Origin of the sequence: Flavobacterium sp. W20_MBD1_R3 (genome assembly GCF_052119725.1) — a bacterium.
In the GTDB taxonomy this organism is placed as follows: domain Bacteria; phylum Bacteroidota; class Bacteroidia; order Flavobacteriales; family Flavobacteriaceae; genus Flavobacterium.
The window spans coordinates 21,272-39,441 of sequence record NZ_JBGQOR010000016.1 but is presented as its reverse complement, the minus strand read 5'-3'; the positions used below and the strand labels follow the sequence as shown (position 1 = coordinate 39,441).

Annotated in this window: 15 protein-coding genes and 1 pseudogene; 3 read left to right on the top strand and 13 right to left on the bottom strand. The window is 33.6% G+C overall.

Going from position 1 to position 18,170, the window contains the following annotated elements; all coding sequences use genetic code 11:
* The 13 genes and pseudogenes from ACEN2F_RS13905 to ACEN2F_RS13845 form a co-directional block, all read right to left on the bottom strand.
* Positions 1–252, bottom strand: a pseudogene (locus ACEN2F_RS13905) (histidinol-phosphate transaminase); the annotation flags it as partial.
* On the bottom strand, positions 242–1,534 hold the full coding sequence (hisD, locus tag ACEN2F_RS13900; RefSeq protein ID WP_441740260.1) for a histidinol dehydrogenase: 1,293 nt from the start codon (positions 1,532–1,534) through the stop codon (positions 242–244). The gene hisD and the pseudogene ACEN2F_RS13905, both read right to left, overlap by 11 nt.
* A gap of 79 nt (positions 1,535–1,613) precedes the next feature.
* Positions 1,614–2,471, bottom strand: coding sequence for an ATP phosphoribosyltransferase (gene hisG / locus ACEN2F_RS13895; protein WP_441740257.1), 858 nt, complete (start codon positions 2,469–2,471; stop codon positions 1,614–1,616).
* A gap of 276 nt (positions 2,472–2,747) precedes the next feature.
* Positions 2,748–3,257, bottom strand: coding sequence for a hypothetical protein (locus tag ACEN2F_RS13890; protein ID WP_441740255.1), 510 nt, complete (start codon positions 3,255–3,257; stop codon positions 2,748–2,750).
* A gap of 48 nt (positions 3,258–3,305) precedes the next feature.
* Positions 3,306–4,424 (bottom strand): VIT1/CCC1 transporter family protein, encoded by a 1,119-nt coding sequence (locus ACEN2F_RS13885; protein WP_441740252.1) that lies wholly within the window; start codon positions 4,422–4,424, stop codon positions 3,306–3,308.
* A gap of 15 nt (positions 4,425–4,439) precedes the next feature.
* Positions 4,440–5,555 (bottom strand): efflux RND transporter periplasmic adaptor subunit, encoded by a 1,116-nt coding sequence (locus ACEN2F_RS13880; protein WP_441740250.1) that lies wholly within the window; start codon positions 5,553–5,555, stop codon positions 4,440–4,442.
* A gap of 10 nt (positions 5,556–5,565) precedes the next feature.
* On the bottom strand, positions 5,566–9,900 hold the full coding sequence (locus ACEN2F_RS13875) for a CusA/CzcA family heavy metal efflux RND transporter (protein WP_441740247.1): 4,335 nt from the start codon (positions 9,898–9,900) through the stop codon (positions 5,566–5,568).
* Positions 9,901–9,955: 55 nt separating this feature from the next.
* Positions 9,956–11,350, bottom strand: coding sequence for a sensor histidine kinase (locus ACEN2F_RS13870; protein WP_441740244.1), 1,395 nt, complete (start codon positions 11,348–11,350; stop codon positions 9,956–9,958).
* A 6-nt stretch (positions 11,351–11,356) separates the two neighbouring features.
* Positions 11,357–12,019 (bottom strand): response regulator transcription factor, encoded by a 663-nt coding sequence (locus ACEN2F_RS13865; RefSeq protein WP_441740241.1) that lies wholly within the window; start codon positions 12,017–12,019, stop codon positions 11,357–11,359.
* Positions 12,020–12,044: 25 nt separating this feature from the next.
* On the bottom strand, positions 12,045–13,487 hold the full coding sequence (locus tag ACEN2F_RS13860; RefSeq protein ID WP_441740238.1) for a DUF3570 domain-containing protein: 1,443 nt from the start codon (positions 13,485–13,487) through the stop codon (positions 12,045–12,047).
* Between the two features lie 43 nt (positions 13,488–13,530).
* Positions 13,531–13,743, bottom strand: coding sequence for a DUF4266 domain-containing protein (locus tag ACEN2F_RS13855; RefSeq protein ID WP_196854218.1), 213 nt, complete (start codon positions 13,741–13,743; stop codon positions 13,531–13,533).
* Positions 13,744–13,758: 15 nt separating this feature from the next.
* Positions 13,759–14,742, bottom strand: a complete 984-nt coding sequence (locus tag ACEN2F_RS13850) for an FAD:protein FMN transferase (protein ID WP_441740235.1) — start codon at positions 14,740–14,742, stop codon at positions 13,759–13,761.
* Positions 14,739–15,176, bottom strand: a complete 438-nt coding sequence (locus tag ACEN2F_RS13845) for a thioredoxin family protein (protein ID WP_441740232.1) — start codon at positions 15,174–15,176, stop codon at positions 14,739–14,741. The genes ACEN2F_RS13850 and ACEN2F_RS13845 overlap by 4 nt, the downstream gene beginning before the upstream one ends.
* Positions 15,177–15,722: 546 nt before the next feature.
* Between ACEN2F_RS13845 and ACEN2F_RS13840 the strand changes: the two genes are divergently transcribed.
* From ACEN2F_RS13840 to hxlA, 3 genes are all read left to right on the top strand, one after another.
* Positions 15,723–16,610, top strand: coding sequence for an AraC family transcriptional regulator (locus ACEN2F_RS13840; protein ID WP_441740229.1), 888 nt, complete (start codon positions 15,723–15,725; stop codon positions 16,608–16,610).
* A gap of 263 nt (positions 16,611–16,873) precedes the next feature.
* On the top strand, positions 16,874–17,440 hold the full coding sequence (gene hxlB, locus ACEN2F_RS13835) for a 6-phospho-3-hexuloisomerase (protein ID WP_441740226.1): 567 nt from the start codon (positions 16,874–16,876) through the stop codon (positions 17,438–17,440).
* A 38-nt stretch (positions 17,441–17,478) separates the two neighbouring features.
* A complete protein-coding gene (hxlA, locus tag ACEN2F_RS13830; protein WP_441740224.1) occupies positions 17,479–18,120 on the top strand; it encodes a 3-hexulose-6-phosphate synthase in 642 nt (213 codons plus the stop codon).
* Positions 18,121–18,170: the final 50 nt, after the last annotated feature.

The window sequence follows — 18,170 nt, the reverse complement described above, 5'->3', positions numbered from 1 at the left end:
TTCATCACTTCCATTTCCTAATAAAATTTGATTCGTCTTGACAAATTTTTGTTTTGCCAAAACCTCTTTTACACTCGTTTGTTGTGGATCCGGATATCTGTTCACGCCATTTTCAAACGGATTTTCATTGGCATCCAAAAAAATCATATCTGCAGTATCAAAATCCTCAAATTCATCACGAGCAGAAGAATACTGTTTCATCAACTTCACGTTTTCTCTGACCAAAATATTTATATCGAAATTATTTTCCATCTTCAATCTCTTTTAATCGTAATGTAACGGCATTTTTATGTGCTTGCAAACCTTCTGCTTCAGCCATAATTTCAATGGCTTTTCCTATATTTTGTATTCCTTTCTCGGTTATTTTTTGGAAAGTCATCGCTTTTGTAAAACTATCCAGATTTACACCACTATAGTTCTTTGCGTAACCATTGGTTGGCAACGTATGATTGGTTCCTGAAGCATAATCTCCAGCACTTTCAGGAGTATAATTTCCTATGAATACAGAACCCGCATTTTGAACACCATTGCTATAAAAATCATCAAATTCCGAACAAATAATGAAATGTTCCGGTCCGTATTCATTGATTAAATCCAAAGCAATTTTGTCATTTTCAACAAAAATCAATTTTGAATTCGCAATGGCTTTTTCGGCAATGGCTTTTCTTGGCAACGATTCCATTTGTATTTGAATTTCAGTCTCTACTGCATCAATTAATTTCTTGGAAGTAGAAACCAAAATTACTTGACTATCCGCTCCATGTTCTGCTTGTGACAATAAATCCGAAGCTACAAAAGCAGGAACTGCAGTCACATCAGCAACAATCAATAATTCTGATGGGCCAGCAGGCATATCAATTGCGACACCAAATTGTGTTGCTAATTGTTTTGCAACTGTGACAAATTGATTTCCGGGACCAAAGATTTTATACACTTTTGGAATCGTTTCTGTTCCAAAAGTCATTCCGGCAATAGCTTGAATACCACCAACTTTCAAAATTTTAGTTACACCACATAAATTGGCTGCATATAAAATAGCAGGATTAATTGCTCCATTTTTATCTGGAGGGGAACATAAAACAACTTGGTTACAGCCGGCAATTTCTGCAGGAACAGCCAGCATCAAAACTGTTGAAAATAAAGGTGCAGTTCCTCCTGGAATATACAATCCGATTTTTTGAATCGGACGTTTTTCTTGCCAACAGTGCACTCCCTCAATTGTTTCTACTGCTACACGATCTGTTTTTTGAGCAATGTGAAATTTTGAAATATTAGATTTGGCTAATTTAATCGCCTCTTTTAACTCTGGAGAAACCATCGTAATCGCTTGCTCAATTTCAGCTTTTGTAACTTCAATTGAATTTATTTTGGCACCATCAAAAAGCGACGTATATTTTGCAACTGCAAGATCCCCTTTCTTTTGAACTTCTTGGAAAATTTCTTTTACAGTGGCTTCAATATCATCTACCGTTTTTGTAGGTCTTTCTAAAATTGTAGCCCAAGTTTCTGGTTTAGGATTGTATATTTTATTCATTTTTAGTTTTATTCAAAGATTAAATAATAGAATTATTCCGCTTTTAAACTCATAATTTACAACTTATAATTTAAAATTTTTAAAGTACCATTTTCTCAATTGGGCAAATTAAAATACCTTCGGCACCAGCTTCTTTCAATTGATCGATTACATCCCAAAAAGTATCTTTGTCGATAACAGAGTGCACGCTACTCCATCCTTCTTGTGCCAATGGCAATACGGTTAAACTTCTCAATACAGGAAGAATTTTACCCACTGCATCAATTTTATCATTTGGAACATTCATCAAAATATATTTTGATTTTCGTGCTCTTAAAACAGATTCGATTCTGAATTTTAAGATATCAATTATTTTTTGAGATTCAGGGCTTACTTTTGGCGATACAGCCAAAACGGCTTCACTTTTAAAAATAACTTCAACCTCTTTTAAGTTGTTTTTGAATAAAGTACTCCCGCTGGATACAATATCAACAATAGCATCGGCTAAGCCAATGTTTGGAGCAATTTCAACCGATCCTGAAATTTGGTGAATATCGACTTTTACACCTTTAGAACTAAAAAAGTCAAGTACTGTTTTAGGATAAGAAGTTGCTATGCGCATACCTTCTAAATCCTGAACCGATTTGTAATCAAAGGCTTTTGGGACAGCAACAGATACCTTACATTTTGAAAAACCTAATTTTTGAATTACTTCAATATCCCCACCTTTTTCCACTAATAGATTATCGCCAACAATAGCAATATCTACTACTCCATCAATCAAATATTGAGGAATATCCGAATTTCTTAAATATAAAACTTCTAACGGAAAATTTGATGCTTCAGCTTTTAATTGGTCGATACCGTTATCAATTGAAATACCAGCATCTTTAAGAATTTGAATGCTGTCTTCGTTTAAACGTCCTGATTTTTGAATTGCAATTTTTAATGTACTCATTTTGTTTTTTTGTTTTGTTTAAAATATTTTGGTTGAGTACAAATATTAGGTAATAAAAAACCCGTTTGATGTACTCAAACGGGTTTTAGAATATGATGATTTATACACATATCGTTAACACATCGCTTGAGAGCAATAATGAAAATGATGATGATGCAATTTATTTGTAAACATTTTGTGTAGTTCTTTATTTTATTCTTTTGCAAATATACGCGATAAATTCATTAAAAAGCAATTTTTATTTTAACTTAAACTTATATTTTTGTTAAATTAAAATTATTCATTGGCTTCTTTGTTTTCATTTTTGTTGGATGAATTGTCGGTAGCGCTGCTGGAAATGGTGCTATCAGCCCTAATTTCGGTATGGCGAATTTCACCTCCTGAAGTTCCTACTTTTTGAATTAAAAATAAACTTACAATTCCAATACTCAAAATCAAAAATGAAACAAATTTTTCTTTAGAACTTTTCTTAAAACTTAAAAATATAGCCAAAAGAGATAAACCACCCATAACATCTAAAACTAGCGCTAATTTTTCGGCTAATTCTTCATGTTCATGAATAATGGATTTGCCAATTCCTGGATAGTCCTCCACTATTTCTTCGGCACCTTCACCTGTTGACATACTTAATATGCCAAAAATAGCAGCAATCACAAATATAACATAAGCCGTGTTTTTTACTGAATTATTTTTTAATAGCAATCCGGTCACTAAAATTCCAATTCCAAAAATGGTCCCGATAATTGGAAAATGGTTAACAACCATGTGTAAATGGGCATCATTCATAATTTTTATATTTAAAGGTTAGTACTACTTTTCTAAGTATCAATCATTTTAACCCGCCAATGAAACCCCAATTAAGGAGCCAATTCCATACGTTATTGCAGCTGCTACTAATCCAAAAGAAACTTGTCTTAATCCAGAAAACAAAATACCCTTACCTGTTAATAAAGTTATTGCGGCTCCAATCCCAAAAAGTCCAATTACACTACTTCCTAAACTTAATAATATGGCGTTTTTTCCATCTAAAAACATAAAAGGGTATAATGGAATAATAGCGCCAATAGCAAAAAGCACAAACGAAGCTGTTGCTGCTTCCCAGGCTGAACCGCCTAATTCGTCTTTGTCAATTCCTAACTCCTCCGTAATAATAGCATCAATTGCCGTTTGCGGATTTTCAAAAGCTTTGTCAGCTAATTTTTGTGCTTCAACAACGTTCATTCCTTTGGCTTGATACAGTAGTACTAATTCTTTTTTTTCTTCTTCGGGCGAAGCTTCTAATTCTTCGGTTTCCAAATCAATTTGGCGTTGGTTTAATTCTCTCGAACTTTGTACCGAAAGCCATTCACCTAAAGCCATTGAAATTGCTCCCGCCAACAGTCCTGCAATACCGGTTAGTAATATCGTATTATTAGAAACCGCTGCACCAGCAACTCCCATGACCAAACTCATATTTGAAACCAATCCGTCATTAGACCCTAATACAGCAGCGCGTAAAGCATTTCCGCCCACTGATTTGTGTCTACTTTCAAATTTTGATAAAAAACTCCCGGAAACATTGAGTGCTCCATTATTATTTACGGCTTCAATTATATTCAGATGATTGTGCTCAAAACCAGTTGGTTTCTCCCCAGTTTTAATTTTTTTCTGGATTGAATTGACCGCAAACTGCTTTTCTATACTTGAAAGGTTACTAATTATAGAACTATAACCAAAAATTTTACCCAACTTCAATTGGAATTTTGCTCTTGTAGATGGGGAAGGGCTTTTATAATTTGGTTCCAAAGTCAACACTTTATCAAACATGTGTTTTGCATGTCCTTTTTCAATTTCACCTAAACTGACTAATACTCTTGATAGATTATCATCAGTTTGAATAGCGGCGATGCTTTCGTACAAAAAAGCGGTGTCAACCTCAGTCTGCAACTGATCTTTTAATTTATTCAAGTCCATTTTATTTACTTTTTTTTAATTAGCCAAATCGAATACTCCTTTTGTTAAAATCTTTGAAGATGCGTTTATGATTGTATTCGGAATTATTTCCACAAATTTTTCAGATTTCTCCCCTACGGAAACGCTAACTTTTTTAAACGAATATCCATTTTTTTCACTGTCCAATAAAAGTACGAAATTTTTATTATTCTCCGTCAGTAGGGCTTCAGCTGGAATTGCTAAACCTTTTTTAGAATCGGTTATAATTTCTGCTTCAACGAACATACCTGTAATTAATTTTTGTTGTATCCCTTCGTCTAAATGCCCATGTATGTTGATCGTTCTATCATTTCCTTCTATTGATTTTCCTACTAAATGTACTTCGGCATTAAAAATATCTTTAGTTGCTTCAGGAACTTTAAAATAGATCTTTTGTCCAATTTTTACATTCAAAATATCTTTTTCAAAAACAGCTAATTCTAAATGCAAATGATCGGTATCAACAATTTCTAAAAGCACATCCGAAGGCGCAATATACATTCCTACATTCGCATTCATGACTACAATATCGCCCGTTATTGGTGAAAAAATTGTGATTGTTGACGTCATGTTTCCCTTCTCAACACTTTTTGGATTAATATTCATAAGTACTAATTTAGCACGTAAACTTTGATGCATCGCTCTTGCTCTTTTATAGTCACTTTCGGCTTTTAGGTAGTTTTTTTGCGAAGTAATTTTTTCATCATACAACGTTTTTTGTCTGTCATATTCCGATTTTAAGAAATTTAACTGCTCAGCCACTTCCAAATAATCTTTTTGAATATCAAGAAATTCGGTGTTTTGTAACGTTAACAAAGCTTGCCCTTTAACTACTTTATTACCAACCAAAAGCGTTGTTGATTTCACATAACCACCAACAAAAGTATTTACCTTGGCTCTGTTTTGTGGTGGCACGTCAATTTTTCCCGCTGCTTTTACTGTCACAGCAAAATCTTGTTGTGATGGACTTGCAATCTCCATTCCTGACGATTTAAATTGCGCTGTAGTCACAGCAATCAAACCGTTGTCTTTTTGTTCTACTTCTTCTGTTTTCGATTCTTTACAAGAAAATAAAACAAGGGATAAAGTAATTATATAGAGTAATTTTTTCATTATTTATATTTTAAAAATTGAGGTATTGTAAATCTAATTGAGTTTGATTGAAGAGCAAAATAGTATCTAAATAATCCACTTGTATGGTTGTCGCATTTTCTAAACTTTGAATGTACTGGAAAAAATCAATATCACCATGTTTATAGCTGTTGTCCCCTACCTTTATAATCTCATCTGATAATTTTTTTCCATACAAATTGTAGTAGTTTATCGCTTCCTGACACTTCGCTAATTCATTCTTTTTTTGATTAATATACTTCTCTATTTTTACTTCCTCATTTTGCTTTTGTTGTTCCCAACTTTGCAATTCGAGCTGCGCTACTTTAGTTTTAGAAACGTTACCTGAAAAGAGTATTGGCACTGCTAAACCAACTTGAAAACCATACAACGACTGTGATAATCCATTATTTTTTCCTTGAAAATAATCTAAGTTTATATCTGGCAGCCAATGCTGTTTTTGTAAATTAATTTGGTTTTTATAATTTTTGGTAATACTCTCTAAATAAGCAGTGTAAGTCAATTTACTTGTTTCGTCAGTAAAAGTACTTAATGGTGTAATTGAATTACTTTTTATTGCAATTATTTCATCGGTTTGAAGCAGGGATTGTAACAGTTCATATTGTGCTTTTTTATCATTTTCAATTTGCGAAAGCTTGGTTCTAATTTGTCTGAATTTAGCTTGAGCCGTAATTTTTTCTAGATAATTAGTTTCTCCTAATTCAAAACGTCTGTCACTGGCTTTAGAGAAATTTTGGTACAAACTATCTAAATATTGGTACAGTTTTTTTTGATGTTGCAAATAAACGATATGCTGATATGACTTAGAAACAGCTAAAGAAAGTTTGTTTTTTTGAATATCAAAATTGGCTTTTTCCCTCTCATATTCAGAAGAAAATACTTTTTTCTGCGCTCCGTAAATTGTTGGAAAAGAAAAGCGTTGCTGTACGCCAAATACTCTTAATGGTTGATTATTTGGCGCCAAATTATTTTGGTCATAACTGTAATAAATATTAGTTTTGTCAAAAGTATTTGCCGTTTTGATATTGGCTTTTGTTTTATCCACTTGCAATTGAACTGCTTTTAATCCTTTATTATTTTGAATTGCTGTAGACAATAAATTATCTAATTCCGGATTAGTATTTTGTGAAAAAGCCAATGACGAACTCAACAATAACAAAATGATATAAGTAGAACTTTGATGTTTCTTGAACTTCGCTTTTTTGAAAATTGCGCTATCAAAAACTTTGTATAAAATAGGCAAAACGATCATTGTTAAAATAGTTGCTGTAAATAATCCACCAATTACAACTGTTGCCAGCGGTCGTTGCACTTCTGCGCCTGCCGAAGATGAAATTGCCATAGGTAGAAATCCTAATGCAGCGGCCGAAGCGGTTAACAAAACCGGACGTAATCTATCGGTAGTTCCTTTTAAAATTAATGCATCGATATCTTTCATACCTTGATGTTTGAGTTCTTTAAAATGTTCGATTAGTACAATTCCGTTTAATACTGCAATTCCAAAAAGGGCGATGAAGCCAACCCCAGCTGAAATGCTAAATGGTAAATCTCTAATCCATAAGAATAAAACGCCACCAACTGCTGACAATGGAATCGCTGAATAAACCATTAGCGCTTCTTTTACAGATCCAAACGCGAAATACAAAAGGATAAAAATCAAAAATAAAGCAATAGGAACTGCAACCATCAATCGGGCTTTAGCACTTTGTAAATTTTCAAATTGTCCACCATATTGCACATAATATCCATCTGGCATTTTAATCTGATTGTCTACAATTTTCTGAATATCTGTAACTACACTTTGCAAATCTCGATTGCGAACATTGATTCCCACCACAATTCTTCTATTAGTATTGTCTCTAGAAATTTTTGCAGGACCTTCAGTATACTTGATCAAAGCCAATTCGCTTAACGGAATTTGCTCCCCGTTTGGCGTTGGCACATACAAATTACGTAAATCTTCAATGTTATGGCGGTTTGCTTGATCCAAGCGGATTACCATATCAAAACGTTTCTCGCCTTCAAAAACATTTCCAACGGTTTTTCCAGCAAAGCCAAGAGCAATCATTTCGTTCAAGTCGGCAATATTCAAACCGTAACGGGCTATTTTCGAACGATCATAAACCACTGACATTTGGGGTAAACCATCTGTTTTTTCGACAATAATATCCGAAGCACCTTCTACTTTTGCGATAGCATTTTTGATTTCTTGTGCTTTTTTAGCCAAAATAGTTAAGTCTTCACCAAAAACTTTTACCGCTACATCGGATCGTGTTCCAGAAATTAATTCGTTGAAACGCATTTCAATTGGTTGCGTAAATTCGATTTCCATGTTTGGAATTTCTTTTTCTAGGGCTGCTTTAATTTTGTCTGCTAATTCATCTTTGGAAGAAGCCGAGGTCCATTCTGATTTGGGTTTTAATTTGACAATAACATCACTTTCTTCCATAGACATTGGGTCTGTAGGAACTTCGGCCGCTCCAATTCTGCTGACTACTTGTGTGACTTCCGGGAAGTTTTTCAGAATTATTTTTTCAATTTTAGTCGTTATTGCTATTGTTTTTGTCAATGAAGTTCCTGTTTTTAAAACGGGTTGAATTACAAAATCCCCTTCATCAAGCGTAGGAATAAACTCGCCTCCCATAGTTGCAAACAAGCCCACAGCGAGCAACAACAAACCCAATGCGCCGTATAAAACTTTTTTAGTATTGCCTACTGACCATGTAATTATTGGTAAATACCAAGAATTAAGTTTGCGAATTAATTTATTGGATACTGAATTTGGATTTTCTGCTTTTGGTTTTAAAAACAACGAAGAAACGACAGGAACGTAAGTAAAACAGAAAATCATGGCACCTAATAAAGCAAAACTAAACGTCATCGCCATCGGTTTGAACATTTTACCTTCAATTCCAGATAAGGAAAGAATTGGAATAAAAACAATCAAAATAATTAATTGGCCAAAAATAGCCGAATTCATCATTTTAGAAGCACTTTTATAGGTGATTTGGTCAATTTCTAACTGCCGTTCTTCCTTGCTGAGATTTACTAAATGAGCAGATTTACTTGCGATTTGGAACGCAATAAACTCAACAATAATTACGGCACCATCAATTATAATTCCAAAATCAATGGCTCCTAAACTCATTAAATTAGCATCGATACCAAAAATATTCATAAACGAAATGGCGAATAATAAACACAACGGAATCACAGAAGCCACAACCAATCCAGAGCGCCAGTTTCCTAGTAACAAAATGACCACAAAAATTACGATTAAACATCCTAAAATCAAGTTTTCAGCAACCGTAAAAGTTGTTTTCCCAACTAATTCACTTCGTTCTAAAAAACCATTAATGTAGACACCATCTGGCAACGATTTTTGAATTTCAGCCACTCTGTCTTTTACATCATCAATTACCTGTTTAGAGTTTCCGCCTTTGAGCATCATTACTTGACCCAAAACTTTTTCGCCTTCGCCATTACCAGTAATTGCGCCAAAACGATTGGCATGACCAAAACGAACTTGCGCTACATTCTTGACATAAACTGGCAATCCATTGGTGTTTTTGACCACGATATTTCCAATATCTTCGAGTGAATTGACTTTTCCTTCACCGCGAATAAAGTAACTTTGATTCACTTTTTCGATGTAAGCTCCACCAGCAATACTATTGTTTTTTTCCAAAGCAGTAAAAACATCCGCTGTAGTAATATTCATGGCTTTCAAACGTGAGGGACTAATCGCAATTTCGTACTGCTTTAAAAAACCACCCCAAGTATTAATTTCTACAACACCTTTTATTCCTGATAATTGTCGTTTTACCACCCAATCCTGAATGGTTCGTAAATCAGTTACCGTATAATTATTTTTGAACTCGGGTTTTACTTCTAAAGTATATTGGTAGATTTCTCCAAGTCCCGTAGTAATTGGTCCCATTTCTGGTGTTCCAAAGCCTTGTGGAATTTTCTCAGAAGCCGTTTTGATTTTTTCGGCTATAAGTTGTCTTGGAAGATAAGTCCCTAGATTTTCATCAAAAACAATTGTCACCACAGATAAACCAAATTTTGAAATAGATCGAATTTCCTGAACACCTGGCAAATTAGCCATTTCAATCTCAACAGGATAGGTAATAAATTGTTCAATGTCTTGTGTAGAAAGGTTGCGAGAAGTAGTAATTACCTGAACCTGATTATTCGTGACGTCTGGAACTGCTCCAATCGATATTTGGAAAACAGAAAACAAACCAAATCCAAAAACTCCCAAAGTAAAGAGTAAGACAATGAGCTTGTTTTTTAAACTAAAAGCAATAATTTTTTCGAGCATTTTGATTTATTTACACTTCAAAAGTAAAGCATAAAGGTATGTATTTCCTTAAGAACTACTTAAAGTCTGCTTCAAATAAACTTAAAATAACAGTGGTACCGCTATTTTCCTCGCTGGTAATTGCAATATCAATGTTGAGCAAGGAACACAATCTTTTGACAATAGACAATCCTAAACCTGTTCCTTTTATGTCAGGGTGATTGCTGGATTTAGAACGGTAAAACTGATTGAATATTTTTTCTAAATCTTCAGCCGGTATTCCAATTCCAGAATCAGTAATGTAACATTCAATTTTAGAATTGATAGTTTTAATGGTTACGATTAAATTTCCGTTTGGATTCGAATATTTTAATGCATTTGAAATTAGATTATTAATCACTATTGAAAACAAATAATTATCAGTTTCTATGTAATAATCCTTTGAAAATTCAGTAGAAAGAGTAATTTTTTTGGATTGAATTACAGTAGAATATCTCGCAATTGTATCTAAAAATAAGGCATTCAGATAAACTTTCTCTGGTTTTAACGTCTGCTTTTGGTTTTCAAATCGTGCCAATAAAAGCAACTGATCCACTAAATGATTCAACCGATTAACTTCGGTAACACAAAAGTTTATTTTTTCTTCATATTCAGCGTGATCTCTGGGTTTTCGAATCAAAACTTCTAAAGTTCCTTTGATCACCGTTAATGGCGTTCTTAATTCGTGCGAAGCATCCGAAGTGAATTGCTTTTCTCGTTCAACAGCAGTTTCTATTCGATCTAATAAATTATTGATAGTTTGAGATAAAACAAACAGTTCATCTCGATTTTGTGGCAACAGAATGCGGGAACTCAAATTGTCTTTGGTAATAATATTAGAAGTTGTAATAATGGAACTAATGGGTTTTATGCTCCTTCCCGCAATAAATCTGGCAATAAAAAACAACAATATCAGAATTACGGGATAGGCAATAATCAGTACTTCCGATAAATTATTGAGCACCATCGTAGCATCTTCCAGTGACATGGCAATTAAAATGTAACCAATGACTTTTGTTTTTTGATAAATAGGAACCTGAATTTGCCGAATTGCGTTATCGACTAATTTGGTATCAAAGAGTTTTTTATCTGTCTTTTCTTTGTCAAAAGTTAAAGTAGATTTTTTAAGATTGGGAGATTTTTCAATTACGTTTCTATTGTTATCAATAAACTGAATAAATACCGGATTTACATCTAGCGTATTGTGCTCGCGTTCCTTCCATTCCTCTTCGTGGATCAAATGAAAACTGTTGCCCACAATTTCAATTTCAGTGAGGTGTTTCTCCACTTCACTGCTAATATCGTTATTGACATGGCTGTAAACACTATATTTGACAATAGAATAAATGATAAAGAAAACCACAAAAATCAATAAGGCTGTGGTAACTATATAATTAGAAGCAATTCTGTTTTTAAAGGAAAGTCGATGCATTTTCGTTTAGTCATTAGCAATATACCCTACACCACGAACTGTTTTTATGTAGTCTTGTTCAATTTTTAAATTCAATTTTTTGCGAATTGCGTTCATAAAAACATCAATAACGCCAGTGTCATATTCAAAGTGAATATCCCAAACGTCCTCTATAATCTGAGTCCTAGTGCATACTTTTCCTTTGTTTTTTACCAAATACGTCAAGAGTTCAAATTCACGTTGAGTCAAGGCCACCTCAAGTTCATTTACTAAAACACGATGTTGTGGAATATCAATTTTGATGGTGCCAAGGGTGAGAATTTCATCTTCGTCTTGATTTCTAAAATGAATTTTGATGCGTTCAACTAATTCATCAAAACTAAAAGGTTTCTTTATATAGTCATTGGCACCGGCTTTCAAACCTTCAATTGTTTCCTGAATGGTATCTTTTGCTGTTAAAAAAATGATTGGAGTTGTCTTGTTTTTTAACCGAATAGATTTACAGAGCTCTAATCCGGTCATTTTTGGCAACATCCAATCCAATAGAATCAAATCAAAATTTTGTTTTTGTGACAAATCAAATCCTTTCAAACCATCAGAAGCACTGGTAATTGTATAGCCTTCCTCCTCTAACCCTTGTTGCAGAAATTGAACAATTCCGGCTTCGTCTTCTACAATCAATATGTGCATTTTTATCTTTTTGTAAATTTAGGTTTTATTGCATTACAAATTTGAAAGCAATAGTAGCAATATTAGCATTCAGATTATCGCTACGTTTGTAATGGTTGAATCTAAAATCAATGTTTTTCAGACCAAATTTCCAAATTTTACCCGCAGTAAAAATATCGGTGTAATTTACGCCAAAACCGTATTGATTTGCATCAAATGTTGCTAAATCAGCATCCGAAGTGTAGAATTTTTCCGTTGACAAATGTGTTTCGTAAGGCGCATAATATTTAGAAGCCGTTTGTGTATAATAGCGATACATTGGGAAAACAGTAAATTTATCCGATAATTTCACAGGAAGTTCAATACTGGCCGTATGCGATTGAATGTCCCAGTTATCAGAATAAAAACGATAATAGGTTCGCAATATAAATCGCTCATTGATATAATAATTCAGACGCGCTCCAACCGGAATTTTAAAACGTGAATCAGGCAATCTTTCGATATCATCTGCTAATTTGTAGACTCCGGCATTGCTTGTACTTTCGTAATTGCTAATATATTGAGGTTGTCCAATATAAAAATTGGCTTTGTCAGCAAAATAAATACGGTGATAAGGAGACGACAATAATCCTTGCTGTTGCACTGCATCAAAGAAAACAGAAACCTGCAATTTCTTAGTTAAAACCTGAGAAAATCCTACCGAAGCTGAGAACGAATTTCGGTTAACCGCATTTACGGTTTGAAACGCTGACGGCAAATAATTGGTTGTGGAAACTCCGTTTTGATCCAAAACAGATACACCGCTAAAATAGCCTTGATTTAAAAAATTAGAACCATATTTTGAATATTCGTGCAATTCAGTAGGATAAATAGGTCTCCATTGATCCAGATACGCATTTACTTTCAAACTCAATTCTGTATTTTTTTCGTTAAAAAGACTTGCAATTCCACCACCAAAACCCACGGAAGTATAATCGTATTCATTTGAAAAAGAAACATCGGTATTCCATATAAAATTTCTGGAATCACTGCTGTGACTATAATTTGCAACTACAGAAACCAATTGATCACTTTTAGAAGCACCAGATGAAGCTTGCCAAGGCGTTCCGTAAGGCCCTGTAGCTGCCGCTTTACTTCCTGCTACTTTGTCATCGTCTTCGCCACCTTGAGAAGCTCCAGAAGAATTAAATGGATTTATATTACTAGAAGATGCCGATGAATAAGCTGATATTCCTAAATCAATAGTCAAAACATCATCATCATTCAATGGCATTGCAACGACAATATTAGAGGCAACATCTGTAAGTTTTTCCGAACCAATTCCGCCAGAAACAGCTGATTTTGATCCGTCTTGATAATAATAGCTAGCTAAAAAGTCGACTTCCGTGCTTTCTAACACTCTTTTTTTGAAAACCGGTTTTTTGCTGTTTTCTTGAGAAAAAGCAGTTGCCGTGATTAAGATAAAAAGAGATAAAATTTTTATTTTCATTTTCTAATGGATTGAAATTTACAATCTAAATTGATACTTTTAATTAATTGCAACCGCAACCGCCACCTGATTTTCCGCCATTGGCACCTGCCGCAGCTTCCCGATAGACTTGAAAAGAGGTTTCATAACGCTCGGCCGTTCGTGCAGAAAGCTTCATATCAGGATCATTTATTTTCTCTTTTTCGTATTCTTTTACGGAACTACAAGATTGCAAAATCAAAAGTGTAAAAAACACAAAGGCTATTTTCTGTTTCATGAATGTATTTTTTAATTAATTATATTTTTTGATATCAATTCCATTTGAAGAATGAATTTTGCCTTTATCGTCAACAATAATGCATTCAAGCCCTTTAATTTGATTGACAAGATCCAAGCCTACTTCTACTCCAAGCACAAAAATTCCAGTTGCCATAGCATCAGCAATTTCTGTTTGTTTTGCAAAAACTGACACACTTACAATGCCGCTTGCCGGATAACCCGTTCGGGGATCAATGATATGTGAATAACGGATTCCGTTAAAATTCACATATTTTTCATAACTGCCTGAAGTTTCAACTGCACTGTCTTCTAATGGGAAAGTGGCAAAAATTTTATTCTTGTTCAAAGGATTTACAATTCCAACTGTCCAAGGTTTTCCATCCGATTGTTTTCCCCAAGCATTAATATCACCAGAAACATTAATAATTCCAGAAATACAGCCTTTTGAAAACAATAAATCTTTCACTTTATCTGCAATATATCCTTGTCCAATACCACCCAAACCTAATTTCATTCCTTCTAATTTTAGAAAAATAGTATGGTCTTTTGGATTTAAAATAATGTTTTTATATCCTATTTTTGCTACTGATTTTTTTATGGCTTCTTCAGTTGGCATTACTTTCATCGAACCATCAAACTTCCATATTCTGTCCATCGAAGCATAGGAAATATCAAAGGCACCATTTGTAATTTGGGAGATTTTTATCGCTCTTTCAACCAATTCAAAAACTTCAGAATCGACTTTTACGGGTTTTAATCCTGCATTGCGATTGATTTCTGAAATTTGTGTCGTTGGAATCCAATCCGAAATTAAATTTTCAATTCGTTTTACTTCGGCTACAGCCAAATCAATATATTCGTTGGCTTTCAAAGTATCATTTGCAACAGCAGTAACCTCAAAAGGACTTCCTAACATAAACAACTTTCTCTTGTGCGTAATTTGAGAAGTTGCTAATGCGGTTGTAAATAAAAAACCTATAAAGAGTATTTTTTTCATTGTTTCTCGAAGGAATGAATCATTTGAATGTACTCTTGCGGAGATACATTTTTGTAACCAGTGATTCCTAATACAGTTCCTGCTTTATCCAGAAGAAGCACTAAAGGAAAGTTTCCTGATTTGTTGTATTGTTCTGCTAATTTTTTATTGCTGGCAGTTAGTTCTGCTGATAACAAATTTGCTTTCTTTTTAGGAAAATCAGCTTTATAGATTACCCATTTTTGCTCTGCTTCTTTCTTAAAATCTTCCGATTTCCAAATTGTATTTTCTAATTTAATACAAGGTGCGCACCAATCTGATCCTGAAAACACGAGAAGAATGTTTTTGTTTTCTAAAATTGACTGTGCTTTTGCTTCTTCAAAATTCGTTTTCCAGTTTTGAGAGTAGCCAAATGTTCCTATGAAAAGAAACAAAATCAGAGTGTGTTTTTTCATTTTAGGGTTGTTTTTATTTCTGTAAAAGTATTTATTTTCATTAAACAATAATTTAGCATCCTGCAAAATTAAGACAGAATTAATTTAAGCTCTTTTCCTTATTGTACCATACAGCTTTAACTGATATAAAAATGTTAGAATTATAAAAAAAAGCAAGTGACTACTTTTGCAATTAAAGTGATCTGTTGTACTTGATAAGTGTGTTCCGTTTTATTTTTTTTATACTCAAACCATATAAATAAAAATCCCGTTTTACACATTCACGAAAGGTTTACGTCTAATCATGAGCTAAAATATTCTCTCGAAATTAAGAAAAGCGTATATTTGCAGGCTATTCATTTTAGTTTAAATTTATAATTCGGCGCTTTTTTTAAGACTATCTATTGATTATAAATCCATTAACTTTTGGTAAACGGAAAATAATTGTCCTAAATAAGCGAATTGGAATTAATCTATTATAATTACAAATACCTGATGCATCAAAGAATTTGATTCATTAGAGTAGCTAATTTGAACATATTAGGCAGTTAAACAAAAAAATATCTTATGTATTTAAAGCGGTTTGAGATCAAGAAAAATATTCAAAAAACGGAAGATAAAAATTTGTCTTTTCGAGTTTTTGATCTCGGGACAACAAGTATTGAAGAATATTTGAAACCACATAAAAAAGATCATTTTTGTATTATCCTAGTCGAGTCTGGAAATATAAAAGTACATGTTGAAGACAAAATATACCTATTAAATGCTGGAAAAATTGCTGTAATCTTTCCGGAACAAATACATTTTTTATCAAATTTATCTAATGATGTGATAGGTAAAATTATATTATTTGAGGAGATATTATTTTGTTCGGATATATTAAAAAATGAGCTAAGCGCTTATAATGTTAACTTATCCGTTCACTTAAATTGCACGGCACTTTCTAACCTTGAATTTGAACAAGTACTTCCAATTATCAAAAATATTCAAGATATTTATAATTCGCCAAGTCTTGTCAAAAAAGAACAAGCTCGTTTTTATATCAAAATTTTCCTTTTAGGACTTATCGAATCAATACATGGGCAGCACCCGGTTTTGCATCAGGATACGCAAAGCCCAGACCAAAATACGTACACTGCCTTTAAAAAACTTTTGAATCATCAATATAAAACGGAGCGTACAGTACAGTTTTATGCCTTAAAACTGGCAATTAGCACAAAAAAACTCAACACGCTCAATAAAAAATATTCTGGAGAAACTGCTATAAATGCAGTTCACAATCGAATCCTCACAGAAATTAAACGCCAATTATTATTTACAGATCGTTCTCACAAAGAAATTGCATTTGATCTCGGATTCAGCTCTCCTTCGGCACTTAATAAATTTGTTAGAGCCAAATTAAAGGAGACTCCTACTGATCTTCAACACGGCCTGTCGCAAATTTATACCGCATAGTCCTGTTTATATAACATTCCTCCTTCCCTGCTGACGTATCTTTGTATCAGTAATTAATACTATTAAATTATAAATTAATTGCTATTGCAAAAAAGCATCTATTGTCCTACTTGGTTTTGTAATTCTGTACAAAGAATTATAAAATTTATTACTTCAATTAAAAACATCCATTCATTAAATACTGATTATAAAAGTATTTTCTATTGGTTATTTTTAATATGAAAGTACAAAAGACGAACGAACTTATTTAAAAACAAAAAAACATGAACAGCAATACTTTTACAAATAAAAACCTACTCGTTATCTTAGAAGAAAATCTACGATTAGCTAAAGAGATTGACCCGCAACAAATGAAGGTTTTAGTTCAAGAAATTAAAGCAGCCAAACGAATATTCGTCATGGCGGCTGGAAGAAGTGGGCTAGCTTTAAAAATGGCAGCAATGAGGTTCATGCACTTGGGATACACAGTATTTGTTGTAGGAGAAACCAATACGCCTGCAATCCTTGAAGGAGATTTACTAATTTTAGCATCAGGATCAGGAACTACTTCTTCAGTAGTGTCATCAGCTGAGAAGGCAATAAAACAAAAAGCTACAGTTATTGCGCTGACTGCCGATGCAGAAAGTACATTAGCAAAAATGGCAAATACTACAATACATATAAATGCCGCCACGAAAACTGATTTTGGTAATTCAGTTTCTCAGCAATATGCGGGCGGCCTTTTTGAACAATTTACATTATTTATCTTGGAGGGTGTTTTTATGAATTTATGGCAAGAATCTGGTTTGACCAAAGAAGATTTATGGCCTAAACACGCTAACCTTGAATAACGATTTTTTATATTATTAATTATTTAAATATTTTAGACATGACAAAATTACAAGTCGCAATTGATTTACTTACTACAGAAGCAGCATTAGAACTAGCACATAAAGTAGCACCTTACGTAGATATTATTGAATTAGGTACACCGCTAATCAAAGCAGAAGGAATTCAGGTGGTAACAGCAATGAAAGCAGCTTTCCCTGACAAATTAATTTTTGCAGATATGAAAATTGCTGATACAGGTTCCCTTGAGGCTGAGATTGCATTTAAGGCAGGAGCAGATTTAGTAACCGTAATGGGTGCTGTAGATGATGCTACCATAAAAGGAGCTGTAGAAGCTGCAGTTAAATATGGTAAAAAAGTAGTAGTAGATACTATTGGAGTAAAAGACAGAGTACAAAGAGCTAAAGAAGTGACTGCTTTTGGAGTTGCTTTTGTAGAGTTACATGCTGGACTTGACGAACAAGCGTTACCAGGATACTCTGTACAAACACTTGTTAGTGAGGGTAAACTAGCAAAAGTTCCCTTCTCTATTGCAGGAGGTGTAAACCTAAGCACAATAAAAGATGTTGTTGCTGCCGGTGCACATGTAGCTGTTGCTGGTGGAGCTATTTATGGAGCTGAGGATCCTGCTGCTGCTGCAAAAGCATTAAAAGAAGCAATTAATAGTGTTTCTGTAGCATAATTGATTAATTTTGGCTGGATTCTATAAAATAGAATCCAGCCTTTTTTTTT

Bases quoted from the DNA above. Each gene is read 5' to 3' on its own strand.
- ACEN2F_RS13875 (WP_441740247.1), bottom strand. From the start codon at position 9,900: ATGCTCGAAAAAATTATTGCTTTTAGTTTAAAAAACAAGCTCATTGTC.
- ACEN2F_RS13880 (WP_441740250.1), bottom strand. From the start codon at position 5,555: ATGAAAAAATTACTCTATATAATTACTTTATCCCTTGTTTTATTTTCT.
- ACEN2F_RS13850 (WP_441740235.1), bottom strand. From the start codon at position 14,742: ATGAAAAAAATACTCTTTATAGGTTTTTTATTTACAACCGCATTAGCA.
- ACEN2F_RS13870 (WP_441740244.1), bottom strand. From the start codon at position 11,350: ATGCATCGACTTTCCTTTAAAAACAGAATTGCTTCTAATTATATAGTT.
- ACEN2F_RS13885 (WP_441740252.1), bottom strand. From the start codon at position 4,424: ATGGACTTGAATAAATTAAAAGATCAGTTGCAGACTGAGGTTGACACC.
- hxlB (WP_441740226.1), top strand. From the start codon at position 16,874: ATGAACAGCAATACTTTTACAAATAAAAACCTACTCGTTATCTTAGAA.
- ACEN2F_RS13845 (WP_441740232.1), bottom strand. From the start codon at position 15,176: ATGAAAAAACACACTCTGATTTTGTTTCTTTTCATAGGAACATTTGGC.
- ACEN2F_RS13865 (WP_441740241.1), bottom strand. From the start codon at position 12,019: ATGCACATATTGATTGTAGAAGACGAAGCCGGAATTGTTCAATTTCTG.
- ACEN2F_RS13860 (WP_441740238.1), bottom strand. From the start codon at position 13,487: ATGAAAATAAAAATTTTATCTCTTTTTATCTTAATCACGGCAACTGCT.
- hisD (WP_441740260.1), bottom strand. From the start codon at position 1,534: ATGAATAAAATATACAATCCTAAACCAGAAACTTGGGCTACAATTTTA.
- ACEN2F_RS13855 (WP_196854218.1), bottom strand. From the start codon at position 13,743: ATGAAACAGAAAATAGCCTTTGTGTTTTTTACACTTTTGATTTTGCAA.
- ACEN2F_RS13890 (WP_441740255.1), bottom strand. From the start codon at position 3,257: ATGAATGATGCCCATTTACACATGGTTGTTAACCATTTTCCAATTATC.
- hisG (WP_441740257.1), bottom strand. From the start codon at position 2,471: ATGAGTACATTAAAAATTGCAATTCAAAAATCAGGACGTTTAAACGAA.
- ACEN2F_RS13840 (WP_441740229.1), top strand. From the start codon at position 15,723: ATGTATTTAAAGCGGTTTGAGATCAAGAAAAATATTCAAAAAACGGAA.
- hxlA (WP_441740224.1), top strand. From the start codon at position 17,479: ATGACAAAATTACAAGTCGCAATTGATTTACTTACTACAGAAGCAGCA.